The organism is Mesorhizobium sp. M0491 (assembly GCF_040321265.1).
Lineage (GTDB): Bacteria > Pseudomonadota > Alphaproteobacteria > Rhizobiales > Rhizobiaceae > Mesorhizobium.
Map to the genome: position 1 here is coordinate 141,333 of NZ_JAMYRE010000016.1, position 26,470 is coordinate 167,802.

Consider the following 26,470-nt stretch of genomic DNA (forward strand, 5'->3'; position numbering starts at 1 on the left):
CAGAAGAAGGGGCGGGCCTAGTGCATGTCGCCCAAAAGTGCCCGCGGTTTTGGGACAACGACATGTACAAAACAGGAATCTGAAGCGCATCGGCGAAGCCGAAGCGCTTCAGGCACGCATCCGTTCGAAATTGGCGTCGAAAAGCGGCACCACCTGAATGCGCGCCGCATGGCGCTTGCCCAGCAGCTCGATTTCGAAGCCGTCGCTCTCATCGGCGATCTCCTTCGGCACATAGCCGATGGCGACGGATTTCTTCGAATGATGCGCATAGCCGCCCGACGTCACCCAGCCGCCCACCGCACCATCGAACCAGATCGGCTCGTCGCCAATGACATCGGCATCGTCGGCATCGACGATAAAGGCGCGCAGGCGCAATTTGCCGCCCAGCTTGCGCTCGGCCAGCGCCGCGGCCTTGCCGATGAAATCGGCGTCCTTGCCGTAAGCAACGAAGCGGTCGAGCCCCGCTTCCAGCGGTCCGTAGATCGGCCGGTACTCGCGCCCCCATGAGCCGTAATTCTTGTCCAGCCGCAGCGCATTGAGGGCGCGCGAGCCGAACAGGCCGATGCCGAATTCCTCGCCCGCCGCCATCAGCGCTTGATAGGCGGCGCGCTGGTATTCCGGCGTCACCCAGATTTCGTAGCCGAGATCGCCGGTATAGCTCACACGGCCGACCAGGCACGGCGCCATGCCGATATCCATCCGGCCAATGGCCATGAAGGAAAATGCCGCATTGGAGACATCCGAACGCGTGGCCTTTGCCAGCACATCCCGCGCCTTCGGGCCGGCGATCGACAGGCCGGTGAGCTTCGCGCCCAGCGCTTCGATGCGGACTGATCCATCGTCAGGCAGGTGCTTCTCGAACCAGCGCATATGGTATTGCTCGGCGATGCCGGAGCCGGCGAGGAACCAGCCATACACCCCCAGATTGGCCAGCGTGAAGTCGCCGATCAGCCTGCCGTCCTGCTTCAGCATCGGCGCCAGCGTCATGCGGCCGGGTTTCGGCAGTTTGCAGGCAAGCATCCGGTCGAGCCAGGCCGCGGCCCCCTCACCCGTCACCTTGTATTTGGCGAAGCTCGAAATCTCGGACAGGCCAACACCGTCGCGAACCGTCGCGACCTCCTTGGCGACCTGCGTGAAGTCGCTCGAGCGGCGCCACGAGAACTCGTCCTTGACGCCTTCCGGCGCGTACCACAGCGGCACTTCCAGCCCATAGGCAACGCCCCATTGCGCACCCCTGGCAGACAGCAGATCATAGACCGGTGTCGTCTTCAGCGGCCGCCCGGCGGGCAGTTCCTCATTTGGGAAGCGGATCGAAAAACGCCTGGAATAATTCTCGCGCACCTTGGCGTTGGTATAGGCCATCGTCGCCCAGTCGCCGTAGCGCGCGACATCCATCGCCCAGATATCGGCGCCGGGATCGCCCTCGATCATCCAGTTCGACAAAGCGAGGCCGACGCCGCCGCCTTGCGAAAAACCGGCCATGACGCCGCAAGCGACCCAGAAGCCCGGCAGGCCGCGCACCGGCCCGACCAGCGGGTTGCCGTCCGGCGCGAAGGTGAAGGGGCCGTTGATGATCTGCTTGATGCCGGTGTTCTGGAAGGCCGGGAAATGGCGGAAGCCGACCTCCAGCGACGGCGCGATGCGGTCGATGTCGGGCGCCAGCAATTCATGGCCGAAATTCCATGGCGTCTGGTATTCGGACCACGGCTTGTTGGCCTTCTCATAGGTGCCCATCAGCATGCCGCCGCGCTCCTGGCGCAGGTAAAGCTCGCCATCGAAGTCGACCGCGTGGATGATCTCGGTGCCGGTCTTGGCGTTCCAGGCGGCGACCTCCGGCATATCCTCGGTGATCAGGTACATGTGCTCCATGGCCAGCACCGGCAGTTCGAGACCAACCATGCGGCCGACCTCGCGCGCCCACAGGCCGCCGGCATTGACGACATGCTCGGCCACCACCTCGCCCTTGTTGGTGATGACGCGCCACAGCCCGTCAGGACGCCGCACGATGTCCTCGACCTTGGTGAAACGCTCCACTTCCGCCCCAAGTTTCCGCGCGGCCTTGGCATAGGCATGGGTGACGCCCGAGGGGTCGAGATGGCCGTCCTCCTTGTTCCTGACGGCGCCGACGAACTGCCTGGGGTCGAGAAGCGGCATCAGTTCGGCCGCCTCGTTGGGCGAGATCTCCTCCAGCTCGATGCCGAGATAGCGGCCCTTGGCGACGACGCCGCGCAGCCAGTCCAGCCGCGCCGCGCTTGCCGCCAGAAGCACGCCGCCGGTCAGATGCACGCCGGTCGCCTGGCCGGAAAGCTCCTCGATCTCCTTGTAGAGGTTGATGGTGTATTTCTGCAGCTTGGCGACGTTAGGGTCGCCATTGATGGTGTGCATGCCGCCGGCCGCGTGCCAGGTCGAGCCGGACGTCAATTCGTCGCGCTCCAGCAGGACAACATCGGTCCAGCCGTGGCGGGCGAGATGGAACAGCACGGAGCACCCGACGACACCGCCGCCAATGACCACGACCTTTGCATGCGATTTCATGGATTTATCTCTGTTATCAATGAGTTGGATCGGTGGAATGAATCGAAATGGGAGGAGCCAAGCCGCCCCCCTCTGGCCTGCCGGCCATCTCCCCCTCAAGGGGGGGAATTCAGCAGCGGCTGCGCCGCGACCCTCTTTTCAACATTGGTAGTCGGCGAAGAAGAACGTGCCAGCCAATCTCCCCCCTTGAGGGGGAGATGTCCGGCAGGACAGAGGGGGGTGCACGCGCGCAAACCTGTGACCATCACGGCTCGCCCTGCCCGATCGCTTCCTTGCGCCTGGCCATGTAAGCCTCCAGCGCCTCGCGCACGGCGATATCCATCACCGGCTCGACATAGTCTTCCAGCGCCTTCTTCCACAGCCGCGTCGCCCGCGCCGTGGCGTCGAGCCCGCCAGCCTCCTGCCACGCCTCGTAATTCTGCCAGTTTGACAGCATCGGCTGGTAGAAGGCGGTGGCGTAGCGCTCCAGCGTGTGCGGTTCGCCGAAGAAATGGCCGCCGGTCGGCACCGCGCCCAACGCCTCGACGGCGAGCTCGGCCTCATTGACCTCGATCGGGCGCAAGAACTCCATCATGTGCTGGATCATCTCGACATCGATGATGAATTTTTCGAACGACGCCGTCAGCCCCCCCTCCTGCCAGCCGGCGGCGTGGTAGACGAGGTTGCCGTGGCCGAGCACCGCGCCCCACAGCGCCATCAGCGTCTCATAGGCGCCCTGCGCATCGGCGGCGTTGGAAGCCGAGCCCGGCGTCGTGCGGTACGGAAGCCCGTAGCGCCGCGCCAGTTGCCCCGACGCAATGTTGGCCTTGGTGTTCTCAGGCGTGCCGAAGGCCGGCGCGCCGGACTTCATGTCGACATTGGAGGTGAAGGCGCCATACATGACCGGCGCGCCTGGACGGACAAGCTGCGTCAGCGCGACGCCGAACAGCGCCTCGGCATTCTGCTGCGCCAGCGCCCCGGCCAGTGTCACCGGGCTCATCGCCCCCATCAGCGTGAACGGCGTCACCGCCACCGACTGGCCGAACTCGGCCATGGTCATCAGCCCCTCGGCCATCATCTCGTCGAAGCGGCGCGGCGAGTTGACCGAGATGATGGTGGTGATGCCGGGATCGTCGCGCATCTGGTCGAGCGTCAGCCCGCGCGAAATCGCCATCATCTCGATGCCGTCCAGCGCCCTGCCCCGGCCGATCGCCGAGACATGGAAACTCTTGTCGGTCAGCGTCAGATTGGTGAAGTAGGTGTCGAGATGGCGGGAATTCGCCGGCAGTTCCACCGGCGCGCAGACCTGGTTGCCAAGCATGTGGATGCAGTTGAAATGCTGCGCCAGCCGGGTGAGATCCGAATAGTCGCGCAAATTGCCGGCGCGGCGGCCGCGCTCCATGTCGTGCACATTCGGCGGCCCGGCAACGAGCGTGAAATTGATGGTGTTGCCGCCCAGATGAACCGCGTTGGCCGGGTTGCGCGGCGTCAACACATAGCTGGACTGCGTGGTCTTCAGCACGTCTTCGATCAGGCCGCGATCGATGCGGACATTCGCCGAGGCATGATCGACTTTGGCGCCCGCCTTCTCGAACAGCGACAGCGCCCGCGGGCTCATCACCTCGATGCCGAAATTCTCCAATATGTGCATCGACGCCTGATGGATCTGCTCGATCTGGTCGGGCGACAGCATCGCCATTGGCGGATAGGGATTTGTCACCCGCCTGAGCGGCAGTTGCGGGATGGCCGATGGCCCTCTGTTGCTGGTGCGCTCGGCGCCGCGTTTGCGTCTTGGTTCGTTCATGCCCGGTATCAGAGCTCCGGCAGACCGGGCAAGCTGTCAGAAATACGCCGTTTGCGGGCGTGATTTTAGCCACGGCGGCATTTCTGCAATGTCTGTTTAGAAAAAGCGACGAAGTGCGTCGGATTATCGATACTGTATTTCCTTGAGAGACCGCGCCGGAGAAGCGTTAACGAGCGCTGCAAGATTCCCTTTATGATTTCGGCCTATTGCTCTGCCGATGCGTAGCTCAAGTTTTAGTAAAATTGGTGCGGTTTGCGTGCTGCTGGCGCTTTCGGCCTGCGCCACGCCGCCCAGCCACATCAACAATGTCTGTGCCGTCTTCGACCAGAATGACGGCTGGTTCGACAACTGGCAGTCGGCCGCCGAACGCACCCAGCAGAAATACGGCATCCCCGTTCCCGTGCTGATGGCGACCGTGCGCAAGGAATCGGGCTTCAAGAGCAATGCCCGGCCGCCACGCACCAAGCTGCTCGGCTTCATTCCGTGGAAGCACGTCTCGTCAGCCACCGGCTTCTCGCAGGCGCTGGACGGCACCTGGTCGCAATATCAGCGCGAGACCGGCAACTGGGCGGCACGGCGGACGAAATTCGCCGACGCCGTCGACTTTGTCGGCTGGTACCATTCCAAGACATCCGACACGTACGGCGTCGCCCGCAACGATACCTACAATCTCTACCTGGCCTACTATCTCGGCTGGACCGCCTATGGCCGCGGCAACCGGGGCGATGCCGGCGTCCAGGGCTATGCCCGGGCCACCGACAAGATGGCGCGGGACTATGCGCAGCAACTGAGTGAGTGCGGCAACTGACTTTGCCGGAGCATTACGCAGCCAAGTGAAATCACTTGGCGCTGCGGAAAAGTGATGTCGCCTTGATCGGAACAGGCAGAATTCATCCGCTCGGGATCAGATGGAGGGTCGGCTTGCCTCCCTTTACCGCCGCGGTCGATAACTTTCGGTCAAAGGTCGCCAATTTGCCGTCACGCGCCTTTGCGAGCCCCAGGAGATAGCTATCCGTTACTTGCGCCGAGGTTAGGATTCTAGCTGCATCAATGTCGCTGGGACCGACGAGACTGATGTCGTCCGACCAGAACTGATGTCCTGAAAGGGCATGCAGTTTGCCGACAATCTGCGCAACGACAGCGGGCGAACCCGGAGAATTAGGATATTTCGGGCTGCTCAAAATCCTGATGACACCATTCTCGGTAATGGGACATGTAGCCCATGATATATGCCCGGTGGATTGGAACCACCGATGGGCATCTTCATGCGCAACGTGAGCCGGATCGATCAACGCAATCAAGACGTTGACGTCAAGCAGGAAGGTCACGGCAGTTCATCGCGAAGCGCATTGACCATTTCCAGATCGACCATCGGGCCGTCGGGCCGCGATGAGAGTAAGGGAATACCATTGCGCTCACCGCCAGACTGCGGCCTGCGCAGTGATCGGCGAACCAGATCGGAAATGACCTCGCCAACGCTGCGATCCTGCTGTTGCGCCATGGCCTTGGCGGCAAGGAGGACATCGTCATCGATTGCAAGCGTCGTTCTCACAATACGTTTCCTTAATGCGCATCAAACATCACGCATCACCTAAGGCAATTGGCGGAGATATTCAAGCGAACGTAGCTCTGTCATTCCTTGACAGATATGAGATATGACGATGCCGCGGAGGGCAAAACTCCGACGAGAGGCATTGCCTCTATGTCGGTCAGCTCGGCCTTTTGCCGCGCGGACGCTTTGGCGGCGGGCCGGCAAAACCGGGGCCATCGCCATGCGGCGCGTCATCCGGCACGCCTTCGTGCGCGGCGTGCTCCTTGTCGAACTTGATCACCGGCTCCATCGTTGCCAGCACGTCGTCGGAGAGCCAGCACAGGCTCATATGGCCGCCGCCGAGATGCTTGACCGGTGGCACCTTGGTCTCGCACAGATTGTCAGGCACCAGCTTCTTGTAGCCGCAGCGGGTCTGGAACGGGCAGCCGGACGGTGGGTTCATCGCCGAGGGAATGTCGCCCTCCAGCACGATGTGCCGCTTGACCACGCTGGTGTCAGCGATCGGGATCGCCGATAGCAGCGCCTCGGTATAGGGATGGTAGGGCGGCGCGAAGATCTGGTCGGTCGTGCCTTGCTCGACAATATAGCCGAGATACATGACCACGACGCGGTCGGCGATGTAGCGCACGACCGACAGATCATGGCTGATGAACAGCATTGTCGTCTTGTTCTTGCGCTGGATGTCCATCAGCAGTTCGGTCACCGCCGCCTGCACCGACACGTCGAGTGCCGAGACCGGCTCGTCGGCCACCACCACCTTGGCGTCGCCGGCAAAGGCCCGCGCCACGCCGATGCGCTGCTTCTGGCCGCCGGATAGCTGGCGCGGCTTGCGGGTCTCGAACGCCCTGGGCAGCTTCACCAGGTCGAGCAGCTCCAGCATGCGCTTGCGGCGGTCGGCGACCGTCTTGCCGACATTGAACTTCTCCAGCGTGCGGATGATCTGCGAACCGACCGAATGGCTGGGATTGAGCGTGTCGAACGGGTTCTGGAACACCATCTGGATCGACGACACCGTGTCGACACTCCGCTTCTCGATGCCCGTCGACTGGATTTCCTTGTTGCCCAGCGTCACCGTGCCGGCACTTGCCGTCTCCAGCCCAAGCAGCACCTTGGCCAGCGTCGACTTTCCGCAGCCGGATTCGCCGACGATGGCAACCGTCTCGGATTCCCGCGCCATGAACGAGATCGTCTCGTTGGCCTTGACGACGCGGCCCTCGCTCGAGCCGAACACCTCGCTGCCGCCGACCCTGTAGTATTTTCTGAGATCCTCGATCTTGAGCACCGGAGCGCCGGGCACGACGCGCTCATTGACCTTCTTGGCGCCGGGCGGCAGCGCCTCCCAGTCGATCTCGTTGAAGCGCACGCAGCGCGAGAAATGGCCTTCGTGGCCCGCGACCTCGATCATCGGGATTTCGGCGGCGTTGCAGACGCCCTCGACGAAATGGTGGCAGCGAGGGCCGAAATTGCAGCCCTTGGGCCGCTCGTGCGGCAGCGGCAGCTGGCCGGGGATCGAAATTAGCGGCCGCGAATTCTTGTCGGCGCCGGGCAGCGGGATCGAGCGGAACAGCCCTTGCGTATAGGGGTGGCGCATCCGGTCGAACACGTCCTTGATCTTGCCCGTTTCGACCGCTTCGCCCGAATACATAACCGTGATGCGGTCGCAGGTTTCCAGGATCAGGCCGAGATTGTGCGACACGAAAATCATCGACGTGCCGAACTTCTCGCCGAGCCCCTTGACCAGGTCGACAATGCCGGCCTCCACCGTCACGTCGAGCGCCGTCGTCGGTTCGTCGAGCAAAAGCAGCGCCGGCTTCGACAGCAGCGCCATGGCAATGACGATGCGTTGCTGCTGGCCGCCCGAGAGCTGGTGCGGATAGGAGCGCATCATGCGCTCGGGATCAGGCAGCTTGACCGCGCGCACCATGTCAAGCGCGCGTTTATGGGCCTCTTCCTTCGACACCTTGTCGTGGATCAGCGGCACTTCCATCAATTGCTGGCCGACCTTCATCGCCGGGTTCAGGCTCGCCATCGGTTCCTGGTAGATCATCGCGATCTTGTTGCCGCGAATGGAGCGCAACTCCTCGTCGGAGAGCTCGCCCATGTCCTTGCCCTGGAACTTGATCTTGCCGCCGACGATCTTCCCGATGTTGGAGAGGTCGCGCATGATGCCGAGCGACACGGTCGACTTGCCGCAGCCGGATTCGCCGACGATGCCCATCGCCTCGCCCGGCATGACGGTGCAGGAAAAATCCATGACCGCCGGGATCTCGCCCTTGCGGGTGAAGAAGGAGATCGACAGGTTCTCGATCTCGATGATCGGCGCGTTGGCCGGCCCATTGGTTGGCGTCGCGGGATTTCGAACTGCCTCGTTCATGGGTCGCTCCAATCCTGGTTCTTCTAGGCCTGTTTCTCTCAGGCGCATCGGGTCGAAACCCGCGAGATCAGTCTTTCATCGATTGTTCGCGCAGCGAGTCGGCGAGCAGGTTCAAGCCCAGCACGAACGACATCAGTGCGATCGTCGGCGGCAGCGCCGGGTGGATGAAGGAGCGCAGCAGGCGGCTGGCGTCCTTGATCGCGGTGCCCCAGTCCGGACTTTCCGGCGCCAGGCCAAGGCCGAAATAGCCGAGCGTGCCGAGCAGGATGGTGGTGTAGCCGATGCGCAGGCAGGCGTCGACGATCAGTGGCCCGCGCGCATTGGGCAGGATCTCCCACAGCATGATGTACCAGGGCGATTCACCGCGCGTCTGCGCCGCCGCCACATAGTCACGCGTCTTGATGTCCATCACCAGGCCACGCACGATGCGGAACACGCCGGGGCTGGACGCGAACACCACCGCCACGAAGATGTTGAGCTGGTTGGGATCGATGTGCACGATCTTCAGCGGATCGGCGTCGAAGACAAGGCCGGCATAGATCCAGCCGCCGAGGATCAAGGTGATGCCGAGCAAGATGTAGAGCCGGTCGGGGCGGTTCTTGTAGCGCGTCCAGAACAGCACCGTGAAGAAGATGATCGGGAACAGGAAGAAGACGCCGGCCATGCCATAGGGGATCGGCGTGTCCATGATGCCCGGCGTCACCAAAAGATAAAACAGCAGGATCACAGGGAAGGCCAGCACGAGATTGGCGAGGAACGACAGCACGGTGTCGATCTTGCCGCCGTAGTAGCCGGCGGGTAGGCCGAGCGTGATGCCGACCATCAGCGCGAAGCCGGTTGCCGCCGGCGCGATGATCAGCACGATCTGGCTGCCATAGACCATGCGCGAAAACACGTCGCGTGCCAGCTTGTCGCCACCGAACAGATAGGCCAGTCCCGATTTCGCTTCGATGGCGCCCGGCAGCGTATCCTTCATTGCCGGGATCTGGGCCAGCGGATCGAAGGGCGCGATGGTTGCGGCGAAGATCGCCGTGAACAGCCAGAACAGACAGATGCCGACGCCGACGATGCCGACGCCGCTGTCGAACAACTGGCCGTAGAGCGCCAGCTTCTTCTTGTAGACGAAGCTCGCTCCCATGACGATGATGAGCGCGATCCAGACTGGCCAGAAGCGCGACAGCACTCCGAGCACGATACTGACGGCGCTGATATACTCGACCTGCATCCGTCTGATCTCCTACTGGACTCTGATACGCGGATTGAGAAACGCGTAGCCGACATCGGAAATGAGCTGCGTGATCAAGACGATGAACACCGAGACCAGCGAGCAGCCGAGCAAAAGGTCGATGTCGTTGTTGCCGGCCGCCTCGACCAGCGTGTAGCCGAAGCCCTGGTAACGAAACATCACCTCGACGATGACGACGCCGGTGAGCAGCCAGGGAAACTGCAGCATGATGACGGTGAACGGTGCGATCAGCGCGTTGCGCAAGGCATGTTTGACCACGACGCTGCCGAAGGAAAGACCCTTCAACCTGGCAGTGCGGATATATTGCTGCGTCATCACTTCGACCATCGAAGCACGCGTCATGCGGGCGATATAGCCGATGCCGTAGATCGCCAGCGTCATCACCGGCAAAGTGAAATTGTAGAAGGTGATGCCCTGGCTGGCCGAAGCCGCCGAGCCGTTCAGCCAGCCTAGCCATGAGGCGAAGATGACGGTGAAGATGACGCCCGACACATATTCAGGCGTCGCCGTCGAGGCGATCGACGCCACGGACAGCACCCGGTCGGTTCGCGACCCCTCGCGCATGCCGGCCAGAATGCCGATCAGCAGCGAGATCGGCACCATCACCATCAGCACCCAGAACATCAGGATGCCCGTAGCGCCAAGTGCCGGAAACAGTTTTGAGGCGACGGTCGCCTTGAACTTGGTCGAGCAGCCGAAATCGCCCTGGAAAACGCCGGCGAAGGTCGGGACGAGCGGATCGTTGCAGAAGGAGAAACGCTGCGCCGGCTTGCCGGTCGCCGGGTCTGTCACAGGTTGCTTGGGCACCACGCCCAGCCACTGCCCATAGCGGACGAAGAAGTTCTGCCGATAGCCATGGTTGACCAGCCAGCTCTCGAGCTGCTCGGCCGACGTATGCATTTCGGTCTGGCTGATCGCCAGCTTCTTCAGATTGGGTTCGAGGTTGATCAGGAAGAAGACGACCATGGTCAGGCACAGCATCGTCAATGCCATGGTGCCAAGACGCCTGATAACGAAGGAAAGCATGGCGGCCCCCTGCCGATGGGTTGGGGTTTGAGCCGGCTATGAAAGCCAACCCTGCCGTAACCGGCGGGGCTGGCTGTCAAACAGGCCTTCGGATGCGATCAACCCTGTTTTTGTTGCATGGCCTTGCCCGCGAGTCCGCAATTTTTTTGAGAAAGTGCGGACCAGCAGGGACGGACGATGCAAAGAGCGGGGGAAGGGAGCGAGCCTCTTCCCCCAATGTCGGTGCGATCAAGCCTGGTCGAGCCAGATCTTGCCGTAGTCGCGCTCGAAGGTCGGGTGCATCTTGTAATTCTGCACCGCCTTGACCGAGTGGCTGTAGAGCTTGCGCCAGTACGGCTGGATCATGATGCCGGAATCCTGCAGGATCTGCTCGATTTCCTTCATCATCTCCTTGCGCTTGGCGGCGTCGGCAACGGCGAGCGCCGCATTGAGCTTGGCATCCCAGTCCGGATTCGACCAGCCGGCCTCGTTCCAGGCCTCGCCGGTGCGATAGGCGATGGCCAGAACCTGGACGCCGAGCGGGCGCATGTTCCAGTTGGTCATCGACAGCGGATACTTCGTCCAGTCGTTCCAGAACGTCGAACCCGGCAGAACGGTGCGCTTCACCTTGATGCCGGCGTCGCGCAGCTGGGCGGCGATCGCATCGCCGGTGTTCTTGTGCCAGTCTTCATCGACAGTGATCAGCTCGTGTTCGAAGTCGGCCTGGCCGGCTTCCGCCATCAGCGCCTTTGCCTTGGCCGGATCACGGGCAACCTTGGGCAGCTCGTAATATTCCGGATGGATCGAGCAGACATGGTGGTTTTCGGCGACCGAACCGGCATTGCCGTAGCCGAGCTGCAAGACGACATTGTTGTCGACCGCAAGCTGCAGCGCGTTGCGCACCTTCTGGTCGCCATAGGGCTTGTTGTTGACGTTGGTGCGGCAGACGATGGTCGACGCGGTGACGATCTCCGACTTCACCAGGTCCATGCCGTCGAGGATCGACACATAGTCGGCCGAAGTCTCGAAATTGGTGTGCACTTCGCCGGCTTCGAAAGCGCTGACCATGGCTGCCGGATCGGTGCCGTAGTCGATGAATTCCAGGCCATCGAGGAACACTTCGCCATCCCACCACTTGTCGTCGGTGCGGCGCTTGTAGACCACCTTCTGACCGACATCGTAGGAGACGAGTTCGAACGGACCGGTGCCGATCGGGCAGGCCTTGAAGTCGCCGCCCTTCTCGTCGAAGGTCTTGTGGACGATGAGGCCGGGATAGTCGCACATGTTCGGAATCAGCGCGATGTCCGGCTTGGTGAGCTTCAGCACGACCGTGTGGTCGTCCGGCTTGGTCACGGCGCTTTCGTCGAGCTTGTCGTCCTTGACCAGCGAGCCGAGACGGCCGGGCATGGAGTTGCCTTCGGCTTTCTTGTCGGCCCAGCGCTTCAGGTTGAAGATGACGTCATCGGCTGTGAAGGCATCGCCATTCGACCAGGTGACGCCCTTGCGCACATGCAGCGTGTACTGCGTGGCATCGTCGTTGACGGCCCAGCTTTCCAGCAGATAGGGGCGGAACGTGTATTCGGACGTGTACTTGACCAGCGGCTCGAGCGCCTGGCGCTCGGCATTGGCGATTTCCGACCAGTCGGCCTTGCGCGGGTCCTTGGGATCCTTGATCCACTGGGCGATCTTCAGCGTGCCGCCCTTCTTGCCCTTTACCTCTTCGGCCTTCGCCGGCGTCGGATCGGCGAGCCCGAGCAAGCCGTAAGCCATTGCCGTCGATGCGCCGAAGACGCTGGCCATGGCCAGGAATTCGCGGCGGTCCACCTTGCCTGCCTTGGCTTCTTCGGCCATGGCCAGGATGTGATCCGGAACGCGATCGCCATTACTCTTATAAATTGTCATGACTTAACTCCCATTGTTGGCTTTCCGCCTTTTAACATTCCGCATCCAGGCCATGATGTCAAAGACGGCGTGGATTGAGAACATGTTAGGGAATGTGCAACTTTGAAAGGGGAGCGGTTCGCGTGATAACGACAGTCTTGGCGCAAATTTGCTACTGTCCGATGGATTCTTCTGGAATCTCGATAGTCGATTAAACTGAGACATTTACTCCAGCCCGAACAGCGCCAGAATCGATCCATCATGAGGCCAAAAGCCCTGCCGAATTATCAGTATTCCTTCTCGTAGAAGATGCCGCCCTTGGCTTCGCCGGCATCGTTGGCCTCGCCGCGCAGCTTGACGCCGCGCCCGACATTGAGGTCGATCGTAGCCTTGCCCGAGCCCGGCTTGTCGCCCTTCTGGATCGTGACATAGGTGCGGTCGTTGAGGTATTTGCCCGCCGAAACCGCCGTGCCGCCCTGGTCGTCGGTGGTGACGTCGAGATCGTCGACGCCAATGGCGCTGCGCAGGTTTTCCAGAAGCGACGTCGAGCCGCCGACGCCGGCCAGTTGCCCGGCGGCCTCGGCTAACTGGGCGATCTGCAGCGGCGACAGGTTCGACATCGAGCGGCCGAAGATCAATTGCGCCAGCACCTCGTCCTCGGGCAGTGCCGGCACGGAGGAGAAGGTGAACTTCGGATTGGTCGCTTCGCCCGACACCACGATGGTGACGGTGGCGCTGGTCGTCGTCGTGGTCGCCGTCAAATTGAGATAGGGCACCAGCGAGCCGGAAAACCCGACCGTGCCTTCGGTGAAGGTCAGCCGCTTGCCGAGGATCGACAGCCGTCCGCGCTGCAAGGTGAAGGTGCCGACCGCTTGCGGCGACGAGGCCGGGCCGGTCAGCCTGAGCGAGCCGCCAAGTTCGGCATCGACGCCCCTGCCCTGGATGAAGATCTGGTTCGGGGCGTTGACCGTGACATCGAGCGCAAGGCCGCTACCGCCGCCCTTGCCGCTGGTCGTCGGCGGCCGCAGCGCCTTGTCCTGTGCCTTGACCGCAGCTGGCGCGTTCTTGTGCTTGACGTCGAGCGCCGCCAGCGAGCCCGGCAATTTGTCCGGAACCGTGATCACCGTCTTGGCGAGATTCACGGTGCCGGCAATGACCGGTGCGGAGGTCAGCGGTCCCTTGATCGTCAGGTCGCCCCCGAGATTGGCGGTCACCACCCTTCCGTCCGTATAGCGGCCGTCGACCAGCTTGATCGACAAATCGGCCGGAAAACCCTGCGCCGGGTTGATGCCGACCGTGCCGCTGGCCGACAGGCTGCCGCGCGTCGACAGCGTTCCGGTCAGCCGGTTGATCCTGGCGACGCCGCCGGCAATCGTGACATCGGCGGCGAGATCGTTGACGGCGAGGCCGGAGCGCGCATCGACAAGGCGCGCACCGGAGGTGCTGACGCTGCCGCCGATGACGGGCGATGTCGCGGGACCGCGCACCTGCACGTTGACATTGGCCGTGCCCGTCAGCGACATGCCTTGCGCGGCGAGCTTCTGGCTCAGCAGGCCGAACGGCACGGCGCCATTGAAGTCGAGCACCAGCGCCGGCGTGCCGGCCGTCGTCACGGTGCCGCCGCCCTTGAGGCCAAGGCCGGCGCCATCGCTGACATTGGCGGTGAAGGCCAGCTTGTTGGCGGCAAAGGTGCCGGACGAGGAAACACTCACCGCCCCGACACCAGCGCCTCGGGTCTGCGATGTTTGCACGCCGGCCGCATCGATATTGAAGGCGACCGCAGGGCTGGCCGGCGCACCCGTCACCTTCACCGTGCCCGAAATCGAGCCGGCGGCGTCGAGGCCGGCCGAGAAACTGTTCGCAAGCGACATCGGCACCCGCGCCAGCGTCGCGTTGATGTCGAGCGCCGTGCCGACCTTGCCGGTTACCGTCGCCGTACCACCGCCAAGGTTGAGCACCAGCCTGTCCAGCGTCGTCGTGCCATTGGCGATGCTGACGGTCGAGGCCTGAGCAATGGCCGCCTTGATGCCCTGGACGGTCGCCTGGCCGGAGGCAAGCTCGATGGTCGTCGTGCCGTTGGCCACTTTCACGCGGCCAGCAGCCTGTGCCGGAATGCCCTTGACTGTGGCGCCGCCGGAAAAACCGGTCCAGTCGCCGTCGCGCTTCAAATCGACATCGATGCCGCTGATCACGGTGCCGCCCGAAATGACGGTGTCGGCGCGGACCTTTCCGGAGATCACGGGCGCCGCCAGATAGTTGGCGACCAGCGCATCGATCGAGACGGCTTTCGCCTGCAGGTCGCCGCGCGTAATCGACGCTGTCGCCGCCTTGATGGCGACCTGGGGTGCTGCGCCATTCTTCGAGAAGGCAATCGTGCCGCGTACGTCGCCTTCGGCCTTTTCCAGCGCCAGTGCCGCCAGCGGGCCGATATCGGGCAGGTCGAGCGCGATGGTGCCGACAGGCACGAACTTCTCGTCCAGCGCCAGATCGCCGGAGATCCTGTTCTTGCCCAGCGACAGCAGCAGGCCGTTGATGGCGCTCTTGCCGTCAGCCGTCGCCAGCACCGCGCTGCCTTGCAGCGCCTGGCCGGCGACATTGCCGGTCAGTTGCACGTTGGCTGCCGGATTGGCGGCATCGGCCTTGCCGGTGGCGGTCAGCTTCAACCCGGTGATCTCTCGCGCCGCCACCAGCAGCCTGTCGCTGTCGACCGTCAGTGACAGGTCCGGCGCGGTGGCCGACCCCTGTGCGTTCAACGCAAAGGCGATGGCGCCCTTGGCATCCTTCGACAGCAGAGAGATGTCGCTCAGCGCGCCCTTGATGTCGGCGGCCACCTTGTTGTCGGCAAGGCTGGCTTGCCCGTCGGCGGTCAGCGCACCCGAGGCCAGCTTCAATCCGCCTATGTTGATGCTGCCCTTGGGATCGCGCTTCAGCGTGGCGCTGATCTCAGCGCGTTCGCCAAGCATGCCGCGCGCCGCCGCCGGCAAGGCCGACGATGGGGCATCCGCCTTGAGATTGAGGTCGATGGCACCGTCTCGCAGCGATACCTGGCCGGCGACCTGGCTGTTCAACGCATCGCTCTTGAGCGAGCCGCTGTCGATGGCAAACAGGTCGGCCGTCAGGCGGCCGCTGACGGCTGCCGTGACCTTGCCGGCGATCAGCGGCGCGATCACCGGATTGTCGAGACCGACCTTGTCCACCGACACTGTGCCGGAAACCGGCCCTGCACGGTTCTTGAGATCGAACGCATCCGAATGCAACGCCAGGGCAAGCCCGTCCACCCTCGCCGGACTGGTGACGATCGAGGGCAGGATCGCGGAGACATCCAGGCGGGCCCGCGTGCTCTCGCCCGCCACCTTTGCCGACAGCGACTGGATCTCGATCTTGACCGGGCTCTCGGCGCTGCCGACAGTCAGGGGCAGGCTGGGGCCGGATGATATGAGATCCAGCGCAAAATCGCTGGCGCCGTTCGGGTTGAGGGTGCCGGCCGCCTTGCCGGAAATCTTGTCGCCGGTCAGCGTCGCCTGATCGAGCATCACGCCGCCGGCCAAGGTGTAGCTGCCGGCCGCATCGACGGCGAGCAGCCCGAGCCCGGCCTGCCGGGTCTGGCTGGTTTCGATACCGGCCAGTTGCGCATTGAAGCGGACATCGGGCGCGGCCGGCGGTCCGGTCACACCAGCCGTGCCGCTGAGCGTGCCCACGAGGCCGGGCGAAAATTCATTGGCGAGCGCCGCGGGCAGTGCCGAAAATTGCGCCGCAAGGTCGAGCGTCTGACCGGCAGTGCCCGACAGCGTCACCGAACCGCCGCCGACATCGAGAGCCAGTTTCTCGATGCTGGTCGTGCCGTTGGCGATGCTCATTGTCGACGCCTGAGCGATTGCCGCCTTGATGCCGCGAACAGTGGCTTCGCCCGAGGCAATCTCGACGCTGGTCGTGCCATCGGCGATCTTCACCCGGCCGGCAGCGGTTGCCGGAATGCCCGCTATGGTGGCGCCGCCGGTGAAATTGGTCCAGTCGCCGTCGCGCTTCAGGTCAACGCCGATGCCGCCGATTTCGGTGGTTCCGGAGGTGACGCTGTCGGCCTTGATCGAACCCGCGATCGCCGGCGCCTTGAGATAATTGGCGATCAGCGCATTGACCGTGATGGCCTTGGCCGTCACCTCGCCGCGCGCGATCGACGTGCTCTTGGCATCGATGGCGACGGAGGGCGCGTCGCCCTCCTTGGCAAAGCGGATGGTGCCGTCAATATCGCCCGTTATCGCCTGGCCGGCAAGTGCGGCCAGCTGGTCGATGGCAGGTGCATCGAGCGTCAGCGTGCCGAGCGGCATGAATTTGTCGTCGAGCGCGAGATCGCCCGAGACCTTGTTGTCGCCGAGCGAGACCAGAAAACCATTGATCGAACGCTTGCCTTCGCTCGTCACCAGCGCTGCCTTGATGTCGAGCGGCTGGTCGTCGACGGAGCCGGTCAGCGATACGTTGGCGGCGGGACTGGTGATATCGGCCTTGCCGCTTGCCGTCAGCTTGATGCTCTTCACCGTGCGGCCCGATGCCGTCAGGCTGTCGCTGTCGGCGGTAACGGTGAAATCCGGCGCCGTCATGGCGCCACTTGCCGACAGCGCGAAATCGACGCCACCGGCAACTGGCACGCCGACCGTCGGCGACAGCACGGAAACGTCGCCCAGTTTGCCCTTGATGTCGGCCTGGATGTCGGTGCCTTGCATGCTGGCCGTGCCGGCGGCGCTGAGCGTGCCGGACGTGAACTCGATCGAGTTGGCGGCGAAGGACCCTTGTGGATCGCGGGCCGCGCTTGCCGAGAATTTCACCCGGGCGCCGAGCACCGAGGCGATCTGCGGCGGAAAGGCCGTCGCCACGGCATCCGCGTTCATCTTCAGCTGCATCGACAGGTCGGCAAGCGCCACCGTCGCGGTCAGCGAAGCGTTGAGCGCGTCGGAACGCAGCGTGCCCTGGTCGATGGCAATGGCATCCTTGCTGACCGACCCGGCCAGATCGACATCGATCCTGCCGGTGATCAGCGGCGCCAGCGTCGCCACGTCGGTGTTGAGGCCGCCCGCCTCCAGCTTGACGGTGACCGGCCCGGCGCGGTTCTGGATGTCAAAACCGTCGGAATGGATCTGGGCCGCCAGATCATCCAGCCGCGTGCCGCCGGCGACGATGGAGACGAAGGAGGCGCCGACGTCGATGATCGGCGCCTTGCCGTCGCCGAAGGCGCGGGCGGTGGCATTGCTGATCGCCAGCGTGATCGGCTGCGCCTTGCTGCCGACGCTGATCACCACGGGTGGACCCTTGGCGGCGAGTTCGACCGAGAGGTCGCTGGCGCCGGCAGGATCGACAATGCCGGTCGCGGTGCCGTGCACCGCATCGCTGTCGATGTTGGCGCGGTCGACACTGACGCCACCGGCCGATGTGGCGGTGCCGGCAATGTCGAAACTGGTCTTGCCGGCAAACAGCGGCTTGAGATTCTCAGGCAGGAAGCGAGCGAAATCGCCATCGCCCTTGGCCTCGATATGATTGCCCTTGTCGGTCAGTTGGTGGCGACCCGTCAGCTGGGTGACGATCTTGCCGTCGACCGAGAACGTGCCGATGCCGTTCCAATTGGCGAGCGGCCCGGTGCCCGAGACATTTATGTCGACCGGCGGCGTGTCGGGCAGCTTGAGCAGGTTGGCGATGATACCGCCTGCCGGCTCCGAGGCCTTCAGGTCGAGATCGAGCCTGTTGTCTGCCGGCGCAAAGTGGATCTTGGCGTCGACATTACCTTGCTTGCCGTCATGGCGGGTGATGTAGAGCACCGTCTCGACCGCCAGTGGCGCGGCATCGGCCTTGACCGATCCCTTGGCCGCAAGCTCTGCGATGCCGCTGCCGGCCAGTTGCTGGCCAAGCGCGATCTCGGGCAGATCGATCTGCTTGATGTCGATGGAAACCGGCAGCGTCGTCGTGCCGCTCGGCGCCGGCTGTTGCGTGCCGGCCACCGGCAGGCGGGCCAGTTCGATGCGCTCGGCAGCGATACGGTCGGCGCTGAAGCTTTTCGACAGCAGCGCCAGCGGCGACCAGTCGACGGCCACCTTGCGCGCCACCAGCCAGGCGCCCTCGCGATCCTCCAGCACGACATGGTCGACGCTTAGCGCCCCGGACCAGATGCCGTCTATGCCGCTGACCGTGATCTTGCGGTCGTCGTTCGAGGCCAGCCGCGAAATGATGCCGGCGAGATTGTCGCGGCCGCGCTCGGTCTTGGTCAGCATCACCAGCGCGCCGATCGCTCCCGCAACCACGATCAGCAGCGTGTAGAGAACAATGCGGAGGATGCGCCAGACTGTTTTCATCGCTCAGAATGCCTGTCCGATGCCGGCATAGATGCCGAAATGCGGGTCACCCGGATCGCGGTTGAGCGGCACGGCGGCATCGATGCGCAGTGGCCCGAACGGCGTGACATAGCGCAGGCCGACGCCGGCGCCGACCTTGACATCGGAGAAATCGGGAGCCGATTTGGTCGATACGGTGCCGGCGTCGACGAACGGCACGATGCCGATCGTGTCCGTGATGGCGATGCGCATCTCGACCGAGGTTTCGAAGAATGACAGGCCGCCGATCGGCTGGCCGGTGAAGTCCTTGGGTCCGATGCCCTGATAGGCATAGCCGCGCACCGAACCGCCGCCGCCGGAATAGAAGCGCCGGTCGGCTGGCACATGTTCGAGGCTGGTGCCGACGATCGAACCGATAGCGACACGTTCGGCCAGGACGAACTTCGAAGCCGAATCCAGCGACTGATAGGCCGACCCTTCGCCCCTCAGCTTCAGGAACGCCGCACCGCTCAAAATGTCGTAGCTGGGCTCGGCATAGGCCAGCACCCGGAAGCCGCTTGTCGGGTTCAGCCGGTTGTCCCGGTTGTCGTAGACATATTGCAGCGGAATGCTGGCGATCAGGTATTTGTGTTTGCCGAAAGCGTCGTGGATGCGAGAATAGTCGAGCGCCACTTCCGCCGAAACCGTCTGCTTCTTCGTCAGTTCGTAGGACAGCCCGGTACTGCCCTTGACCGAGAAATGGTCGTAGGCGTCAGGATGTTCGAGCACCGTCTTGACGCTGGCGAAGAACTTCGATGCCGGCCCGATCACGCCCGGCTTTTCGAACATGATGCCGGCATTGTAGTTGAGCTCGCCGAGATCGTTGCTGCCGATGCCGCTGATCTTGCCCTCGATGCGCAGCTTCTCGGCCCGGCCGAACAAATTGCGGTGGCCCCAATAGCCCTCAAGGCCCAGCCCCTCGGTGTTGGAAAAAGTGCCGCCGACGCCGAAATAGCGTGGCTTGCGCTCGCTTACCTGGACGCCGATCGGAATGTTGCGGTCGGCATCGAGCGTGTCGGCTTCCTTGAACGTCACGCTGTTGAAGACCTCGAGCGCCAGCAGCCGGTCGCGCGCGTCGTCGATTTCTTGCGGCGAATATTGCCGGCCGCGCTTGAGGCCGGTCATGTATTCGGTGAAGTCACGGTCGACCTTCTCGGTGCCTTCCACCGTGGTCGGGCCGTAGCCGGCGACCGGTCCGGCGGCGACCGTCAGCGTCACGTCGAGCGTCGAGGTCGCATGGTCGGCGACGATCTGGCGGTTTGTCACCTTGGCCAGCGGTCTGCCTTGCTCCTTCAGCGTCCGCACGATCAGCGCCTCGGCCTTGAGCACCGCGCCGGATCCGGCGTCGCCGCCTGATATCAGGCCATAATCGGCGCTCATCAGTCCTGCCGCATCGCCCTCAAGGTGGATATTGCCCAAGGTGAATTTCGGCTCGGTGGCAATGTCAATGACCACGGGAACCGGCTGCGGCCCCTTGAATTCGGCATCCGGCGGCAAATCGTCGAGCGGCTTGCCGTCTATGGTGACGGTGACGACGCCTTCGTAACGGGCATCGGCATAAAGCGCGGCGACAAGCTGTTCGCGGTCGCTGCGCGCCTTGGCCATCAGCCCGAGCGAGCCTGAAACCGGACGCTCCTCGTCACTCTTCAGCGCCGAGGCATTTTCGAGCTTCTTGACCAGATCCTTGTCGGCGTCGGGGGCATTGATGGTCACGGCGTAGCGCAGGGGATCGACGATATCGGCATCCTCGTCGCTGGACGATCCCCACAGCTTGATGCCGAAAAGCTCGAAAGCGGCCGCCGGGCGCGATTCGGCGACGAGCACGGTCGAGCACATCATGGCCAGCAGCAGGGCGCGCGGAAGCGCACGCCCTGGCGCGCGACCTCCTGACATCTGCTCTTCATGCGCCGGCATTAAGACAACCTAGATTACAAAACTAAAATTGGAATGAAGTTCTGAAGCGCTCGTAAAGGGGCCACAATCCAATTGTCTGAAATAGGGCGGGCTTGGAATTCACACCTTTTGCGTCGCCGCAAGAATGCGTGATCCCCTGTCCTATGGAGGTACTACCGGTCATCGGCCGGAAAGGAAACCGCTGGCAGGCGGAACCCTGCCGCGTCCTTGTGTTGACAAGCCTGACTGAAGCTTGATCATGCCCGGACGTCAGCTGTGTCTGGAGGGGTGTTATGGCAATGCGCGCGGCTCGTGGTCTGTCTATCCTGATTCTTCTGTTTTTCGCCTGGGCCAATGTCCTGGCCTGGAGCAGCGCCGCGCAAGCGGCCGAGGCCCGGCGAATAGCGACAACGGACAATTCCGACTATTTCGGCTTTGATCTCAGGTCCGACCAGAATGTGACAATCGACCAGTGCAAGACGACGTGCCTGGGAGACCCGGCCTGCCGCGCCTTCACCTACAACAAAAAAGCCAAATGGTGCTTCCTCAAATCCGACTACAACCAGCTGAAAACCTTCAACGGCGCGGTCGCGGGCAAGGTCGTCAACATCGATGGCGATCCTGATATCGGCGCGCCGCCGGAACTCGCTTTCTTCCCCAACTGGATGGCCGATCAGGCCCAGCAATACCGCAACAAGCTGCTCGGCCCGGCCTATGACAGACCTACAGAAGGCATGGCTGCCTTGCATAACGCCGCCGAACAGGCCGTGCTGACCGGCGATCACCGCTCCGCCATGCTGAAATACGAGGCCGCGGTCTCGGTGCTGCCCGATGATGGCCAGCTCTGGCTCAACCTGGCGCGTGAAACGCTGGCCGTTCAGCCCGCCGCAAGCACCTCCGAAGCATCCACTTTGCCGGCGAACGGCACGTCGGCCGCTTTCAATGCCTATAAATTGCTGCGCACCGCCAAGACGCGCGCCGAAGTGCTGGCGCTGCTCGGCAACGGGCTCGACAAGCGCGATCTCTACCGGCCGGCGCTGCAGGCCTATGAGGCCAGCCTTGCCCTGAACCCTTCGCCGGCGGTCCAGGCCGACTATGCCGATCTCAAGGCCCGCAAGGGTTTTCGCGTCATCGACCATACCGTCGACGCTGACACCAGCGCGCCGCGCATCTGCGTGCAATTCTCCGAGGATCTGGTCAAGACCGGCGTCGACTACGCGCAGTTCGTCACCGTGGACAATGCACCGCCCAAGGGCGTCGAGGCCAAGGACAAGCAAATCTGCGTCGAAGGACTGGAGCATGGCCAGCACTACGACGTCACCTTCCGCGCCGGCCTGCCGGCGGCAATCGGCGAAGTGACCGCGGCCCCCGTGGTGCTGTCGATCTATGTGCAGGACCGCGCACCGTCCGCCCGCTTCACCGGTGACAGCTTCGTGCTGCCGGCTGGCGCGCGCCGTGGCATTCCGATCGTCACCGTCAACATGAACGCCGCCGAGATGAAGCTCTATCGCATCGGCGATCGTTCGCTCGCCCAGCTTCTGTCGGGCTACCAGTTCCTGCACCAGCTCGACGGCTATGACATCTCCAACATTTCCGAGCAGATGGGCGCGCCGGTCTGGCAAGGCCAGCTCGACATCGCCGATGATCTCAACAAGGAGGTCACCACCTCCTTCCCGGTCGACGAGGCGGTGCCGCAGCGCAAGCCCGGCGTTTACGTGCTGACCGCCCAGGCCGTCAACGACAAGAGCGACGACTACAATTCGATGGCCACGCAATGGTTCGTCGTCTCCGACATCGGCCTGTCGACTTATACCGGCCAGGACGGGCTCAATGTCTTTGCCCGTTCGCTGGGCAGTGCCAAGCCGATAGCAGGCGCCGAACTGACCCTGGTTGCCAGGAACAATGAGGTTCTCGGCACGGCGACATCGGATGCTGACGGCCATGCCGTCTTCAACCCCGGCCTGACGCGCGGCGACGGCGGCATGGTGCCGGCCGTGCTGATGGCCAAGCAGGGCGACAATGATTTCGTCTTCCTCGACATGGGCCGGGCCGGCTTCGATCTGTCCGACCGCGGCGTCACCGGGCGCGCGGCGCCCGGTGCGCTTGACGTCTATGCCTGGACCGAACGCGGTATCTACCGCGCCGGCGAGGATGTTCATGTCGCGGCCCTTGCTCGCGACGGCGCCGCCAAGGCAGTCGAGAACCTGCCGCTGACCTTCATCTTCTCGCGCCCCGACGGTGTCGAAAACCGCCGTATCGTCAGTGACGGCGCATCCGCGGGCGGCCATGCCGTCGACCTGCCGCTCGAACCCAACGCCATGCGCGGTACCTGGTCGGTGTCGATCTACACCGATCCCAAGCAGCCGGCGGTGGCCAGCCACATGTTCCTGGTCGAGGATTTCGTACCGGATCGCATCGAATTCGACATGAAGGCCGACAAGCAGGAAATCGCCCTGGGCGAAACCGCCAATATCGACATTGACGGCCGCTTCCTCTATGGCGCTCCGGCGGCCGGCCTGGCGCTGGAAGGCGAGCTGACGCTGTCGACGTCGCGCCACTGGGACCGCTTCCAGGGCTTTTCCTTCGGTCTCGCCGACGAGCAGTCGGCCGAACCCACGGTCACCCCCCTCGCCGATCTGCCGGTGGTCGGCGATGACGGCAAGGTGACCTTCCCGGTCTCCGTCGACCAACTGCCCTCGACCACCAAGCTGGTCGACGCCAAGGTGACGGTGAGGATGCGCGAATCCGGCGGCCGCGCCATAGAGCGCTCGCTCAACATCGGCATCCGCCCGCAAGGCCATATGATCGGCATCCGTCCGGATTTCGCCGACAATGAAGTGCCGCAGGGTGGCACCGCCAAGTTCAGCCTGATCGCCGTCGATCCCGACGGCAAGCGCGAGGCGCTGAAAGGCGCGCAGTGGACGCTGGTCAAGGTCGAACGCAATTACCAGTGGTACCGCTCCAACAATTCCTGGAACTACGAGCCGGTCAACTTCACCAAGTCGATCGCCAACGGCCAGGTCGACCTCAGCGCCGACGGCGACGCAACGGTCTCCGTGCCGGTCGACTGGGGTCAGTACCGCCTCGAAGTCGAGACATCGGATCCCGAGGGACCGGCGACAAGCTACGAGTTCGATGCCGGCTGGTATGTCTCCTCGACCACCACCGAAACGCCTGACGGCCTCGAAATCGCCCTCGACAAGGACAATTATGCCGCCGGCGAAGTGGCCAGGCTGAAAGTCTCGCCGCACTTTGCCGGCGAACTTCTCATCAACATCGGTTCCGACAAGCTGTTGAAGACCGTCACGGCATCCGTGCCGGCCGGCGGCAGCACGGTCGACATCCCGGTCGGCGACGACTGGGGTGCCGGCGCCTATGTCACGGCAACCCTGTTCCGGCCGGGCGAGGCGCAGGAAACGCGCATGCCGGCGCGCGCCATCGGCGTGAAATGGCTGAAGGTCGATCCGGGCTCGAAGAAGCTGGCCGTCACCTTGACGCCGCCGGACAAGACCATGCCGCGCCAACAGCTGTCGATCCCGGTTTCGGTCGCCGGCGTGCAGCCGGGCAGCAATGCCTATGTCATGGTTGCCGCCGTCGATGTCGGCATCCTCAACCTGACCAACTACAAGGTACCGGACCCGGAGAACTGGTTCTTCGGCCAGCGCATGCTGGGCATGGAAATCCGCGACATATACGGCCGCCTGATCGACGGCTCGCTTGGCAACACCGGCAAGCTCAGGACCGGCGGCGACGGCGCCAACATGCAGGCGCAAGGCAGCCCGCCGACCGAAAAGCTGGTCGCTTTCTTCTCCGGTCCTGTCGAGCTCGACGCCGACGGCAAGGCGCGGATCGACTTCGACATCCCACAGTTCAACGGCACCGTGCGCGTCATGGCCGTCGCCTGGACCAAGGAAGCGGTCGGCCACGCCCAGTCCGACGTGATCGTGCGCGATCCCGTCGTCATCACCGCCGGACTGCCGCGCTTCCTGGCGCCCGGTGACGCCGCCGTCATGCGCATCGATGTCGCCGACACCGATGGTCCGGCCGGCGACTACGCCTTCTCGATCGAAACGACGGGCGACCTGTCGACGGGCGACAAGCCCCTGCCCCAGAAGCTGACGCTCGCCCAGGGCAAGCGCCAGACGCTGACCGTGCCGCTGATCGCACAGACGGCCGGCAATGCCTCGCTTACCATCAAGCTCGCCCATGCCGACGGCACCAAGGTCGAGCAGACGCTCTATGTACCGGTGCGTCCGGCGCAATTGCCGGTCACCACCCGGCTGGTGGTCGACCTCAAGGGCAATGGCGGCGCGCTGCGCGTCGACAAGGAACTGCTGGCGGCAAGCCTGCTTGACGGCGCCTCCGTCAGCGTCGGCGTTTCGCAGGCGGCAGCCTTCGACGTGCCGTCGCTGCTGATGACACTCGACCGCTACCCCTATGGTTGCGCCGAGCAGACCACCAGCCGCGCCATGCCGCTTCTCTACGTCAATGAGTTGGCATCCGGCATCGGCATGGCCAGCGATCCCGATATCCATGGCCGCATCCAGGACGCCATCTACAAGGTTCTGAGCTATCAGGCCTCGGGCGGCAGCTTCGGCCTGTGGGGTCCGGGCTCCGGCGATCTGTGGCTCGATGCCTATGTCACGGACTTCCTGACCAGGGCGCGCGAGCAGAAATACGACGTGCCGAGCCTGGCCATGAACCAGGCGCTGAGCAATCTGCAGAACTCGCTCGGCTACGACCAGAGCGTCCAGGACCGTGGCAGCGAGATCGCCTACGCCCTCTACGTTCTGGCCCGCAACAAGAAGGCCTCGATCGGCGACCTGCGCTACTATGCGGACACCCAGCTCGAAGCTTTCTCAAGCCCGATGGCCGTTGCCCAGCTGGCGGCAAGCCTGGCGCTCTACGGCGATACACCGCGCGCCGAAGCCACCTTCAAGACTGCCTTGCAGTTGGCAAAGTCCACCACCGACTACGACTACTACCGCTCCGACTACGGCTCGCGGCTGCGTGATGGCGCGGCGATGCTGGCGCTGGCGGCGGAATCCAAGCCGGTGCCGACAATCGTGCCGGAACTGATCAAGCTGGTGACCAGGGAACGCGCCGAAGCCCGCTGGACCAGCACCCAGGACGAATCCTGGATGCTGCTTGCGGCCCGCGCGCTGAAGGAAGGCAATGATTCGATCACGCTGGCCGTCAATGGCGCGGCGCATTCCGGCGGCTACTCCAACCAGGTGGAAGGCTCTGACCTGGCCGACAGCCCGCTGACCATCGCCAACACCGGCAAGACCCCGCTGCAGGCAGTCGTTACCACCGTGGCGTCGCCGGTCCAGCCCTTGCCGGCCGGCGGCGACGGCTTCACCATCAGCCGCACCTACTACAAGCTCGACGGCACCGAGGCCAATGTCACCGAGGCGACGCAGAACGAACGCTATGTCGTCGTGCTCAAGGTCAACGAGCAGAACAAATGGCCGTCGCGCCTGCTGGTCACCGACCTGTTGCCGGCCGGCTTCGAGATCGACAATCCCGGCCTGGTCTCCAGCGCCCAGCTGACGAACTTCTCCTGGCTGGCGCAGACCGATGCGGCCCATCTCGAATTCCGCGACGACCGTTTCGTCGCGGCGTTCAACCCGGCCGATGGCGATCATGACCACAATCTGACACTCGCCTATGTCGTGCGCGCGGTGACGCCGGGTACCTATGCGCACCCGGCGGCAACGGTGGAGGACATGTACCGGCCGCAATATTCGGCCCGCACCGCCACCGGCATGATGGAGGTCAAGGCGCCGTAAGGCTCCGATGGTGATGGACGCGATAAGCAAAGTGCCCCCTCACCCGCCCTCCTCTT

General features: G+C 63.7%; 12 protein-coding genes. 2 read left to right on the top strand and 10 right to left on the bottom strand.

All coding sequences use genetic code 11. The features are described from left to right. Positions 1 to 108 precede the first annotated feature (108 nt). Positions 109 to 2,535 (bottom strand): GcvT family protein, encoded by a 2,427-nt coding sequence (locus tag NKI69_RS21690; protein ID WP_352722513.1) that lies wholly within the window; start codon positions 2,533 to 2,535, stop codon positions 109 to 111. A 244-nt stretch (positions 2,536 to 2,779) separates the two neighbouring features. After that, positions 2,780 to 4,318, bottom strand: a complete 1,539-nt coding sequence (locus NKI69_RS21695; RefSeq protein WP_352722515.1) for a trimethylamine methyltransferase family protein — start codon at positions 4,316 to 4,318, stop codon at positions 2,780 to 2,782. A gap of 217 nt (positions 4,319 to 4,535) precedes the next feature. On the opposite strand from NKI69_RS21695, the gene NKI69_RS21700 reads away from it, so the two are divergent. Next, positions 4,536 to 5,126, top strand: coding sequence for a transglycosylase SLT domain-containing protein (locus tag NKI69_RS21700; RefSeq protein WP_352722516.1), 591 nt, complete (start codon positions 4,536 to 4,538; stop codon positions 5,124 to 5,126). A gap of 82 nt (positions 5,127 to 5,208) precedes the next feature. Here the strand turns inward: NKI69_RS21700 and NKI69_RS21705 are convergent, their stop codons facing one another. The 8 genes from NKI69_RS21705 to NKI69_RS21740 form a co-directional block, all read right to left on the bottom strand. Continuing rightward, positions 5,209 to 5,646: a TA system VapC family ribonuclease toxin gene (locus NKI69_RS21705; RefSeq protein ID WP_352679182.1), complete on the bottom strand. Its 438-nt coding sequence runs from the start codon at positions 5,644 to 5,646 to the stop codon at positions 5,209 to 5,211. Next, a complete protein-coding gene (locus tag NKI69_RS21710; RefSeq protein WP_352679179.1) occupies positions 5,643 to 5,870 on the bottom strand; it encodes a CopG family transcriptional regulator in 228 nt (75 codons plus the stop codon). The genes NKI69_RS21705 and NKI69_RS21710 overlap by 4 nt, the downstream gene beginning before the upstream one ends. 157 nt (positions 5,871 to 6,027) lie before the next feature. Beyond that, the gene (locus NKI69_RS21715; protein ID WP_352722517.1) at positions 6,028 to 8,244 is read right to left on the bottom strand and encodes a dipeptide ABC transporter ATP-binding protein; all 2,217 of its coding nucleotides are present in this window, start codon (positions 8,242 to 8,244) and stop codon (positions 6,028 to 6,030) included. A gap of 67 nt (positions 8,245 to 8,311) precedes the next feature. Then, the gene (locus NKI69_RS21720; RefSeq protein WP_352722518.1) at positions 8,312 to 9,469 is read right to left on the bottom strand and encodes an ABC transporter permease; all 1,158 of its coding nucleotides are present in this window, start codon (positions 9,467 to 9,469) and stop codon (positions 8,312 to 8,314) included. A gap of 12 nt (positions 9,470 to 9,481) precedes the next feature. Then, the gene (locus NKI69_RS21725) at positions 9,482 to 10,516 is read right to left on the bottom strand and encodes an ABC transporter permease (protein WP_023813216.1); all 1,035 of its coding nucleotides are present in this window, start codon (positions 10,514 to 10,516) and stop codon (positions 9,482 to 9,484) included. Positions 10,517 to 10,744: 228 nt separating this feature from the next. Next, positions 10,745 to 12,397 (bottom strand): ABC transporter substrate-binding protein, encoded by a 1,653-nt coding sequence (locus NKI69_RS21730; protein ID WP_352722519.1) that lies wholly within the window; start codon positions 12,395 to 12,397, stop codon positions 10,745 to 10,747. A 266-nt stretch (positions 12,398 to 12,663) separates the two neighbouring features. After that, a complete protein-coding gene (locus NKI69_RS21735) occupies positions 12,664 to 18,711 on the bottom strand; it encodes a translocation/assembly module TamB domain-containing protein (protein WP_023813218.1) in 6,048 nt (2,015 codons plus the stop codon). Positions 18,712 to 18,714: 3 nt separating this feature from the next. Continuing rightward, positions 18,715 to 20,643: an autotransporter assembly complex protein TamA gene (locus NKI69_RS21740; RefSeq protein WP_023813219.1), complete on the bottom strand. Its 1,929-nt coding sequence runs from the start codon at positions 20,641 to 20,643 to the stop codon at positions 18,715 to 18,717. Between the two features lie 272 nt (positions 20,644 to 20,915). Between NKI69_RS21740 and NKI69_RS21745 the strand changes: the two genes are divergently transcribed. Next, on the top strand, positions 20,916 to 26,414 hold the full coding sequence (locus NKI69_RS21745) for an alpha-2-macroglobulin family protein (protein ID WP_352722520.1): 5,499 nt from the start codon (positions 20,916 to 20,918) through the stop codon (positions 26,412 to 26,414). Positions 26,415 to 26,470 lie beyond the last annotated feature (56 nt).

Coding starts and splice junctions, on each gene's coding strand:
- NKI69_RS21745 (WP_352722520.1), top strand. CDS start 20,916: ATGGCAATGCGCGCGGCTCGTGGTCTGTCTATCCTGATTCTTCTGTTT.
- NKI69_RS21740 (WP_023813219.1), bottom strand. CDS start 20,643: ATGCCGGCGCATGAAGAGCAGATGTCAGGAGGTCGCGCGCCAGGGCGT.
- NKI69_RS21720 (WP_352722518.1), bottom strand. CDS start 9,469: ATGCAGGTCGAGTATATCAGCGCCGTCAGTATCGTGCTCGGAGTGCTG.
- NKI69_RS21725 (WP_023813216.1), bottom strand. CDS start 10,516: ATGCTTTCCTTCGTTATCAGGCGTCTTGGCACCATGGCATTGACGATG.
- NKI69_RS21715 (WP_352722517.1), bottom strand. CDS start 8,244: ATGAACGAGGCAGTTCGAAATCCCGCGACGCCAACCAATGGGCCGGCC.
- NKI69_RS21695 (WP_352722515.1), bottom strand. CDS start 4,318: ATGAACGAACCAAGACGCAAACGCGGCGCCGAGCGCACCAGCAACAGA.
- NKI69_RS21735 (WP_023813218.1), bottom strand. CDS start 18,711: ATGAAAACAGTCTGGCGCATCCTCCGCATTGTTCTCTACACGCTGCTG.
- NKI69_RS21690 (WP_352722513.1), bottom strand. CDS start 2,535: ATGAAATCGCATGCAAAGGTCGTGGTCATTGGCGGCGGTGTCGTCGGG.
- NKI69_RS21700 (WP_352722516.1), top strand. CDS start 4,536: ATGCGTAGCTCAAGTTTTAGTAAAATTGGTGCGGTTTGCGTGCTGCTG.
- NKI69_RS21730 (WP_352722519.1), bottom strand. CDS start 12,397: ATGACAATTTATAAGAGTAATGGCGATCGCGTTCCGGATCACATCCTG.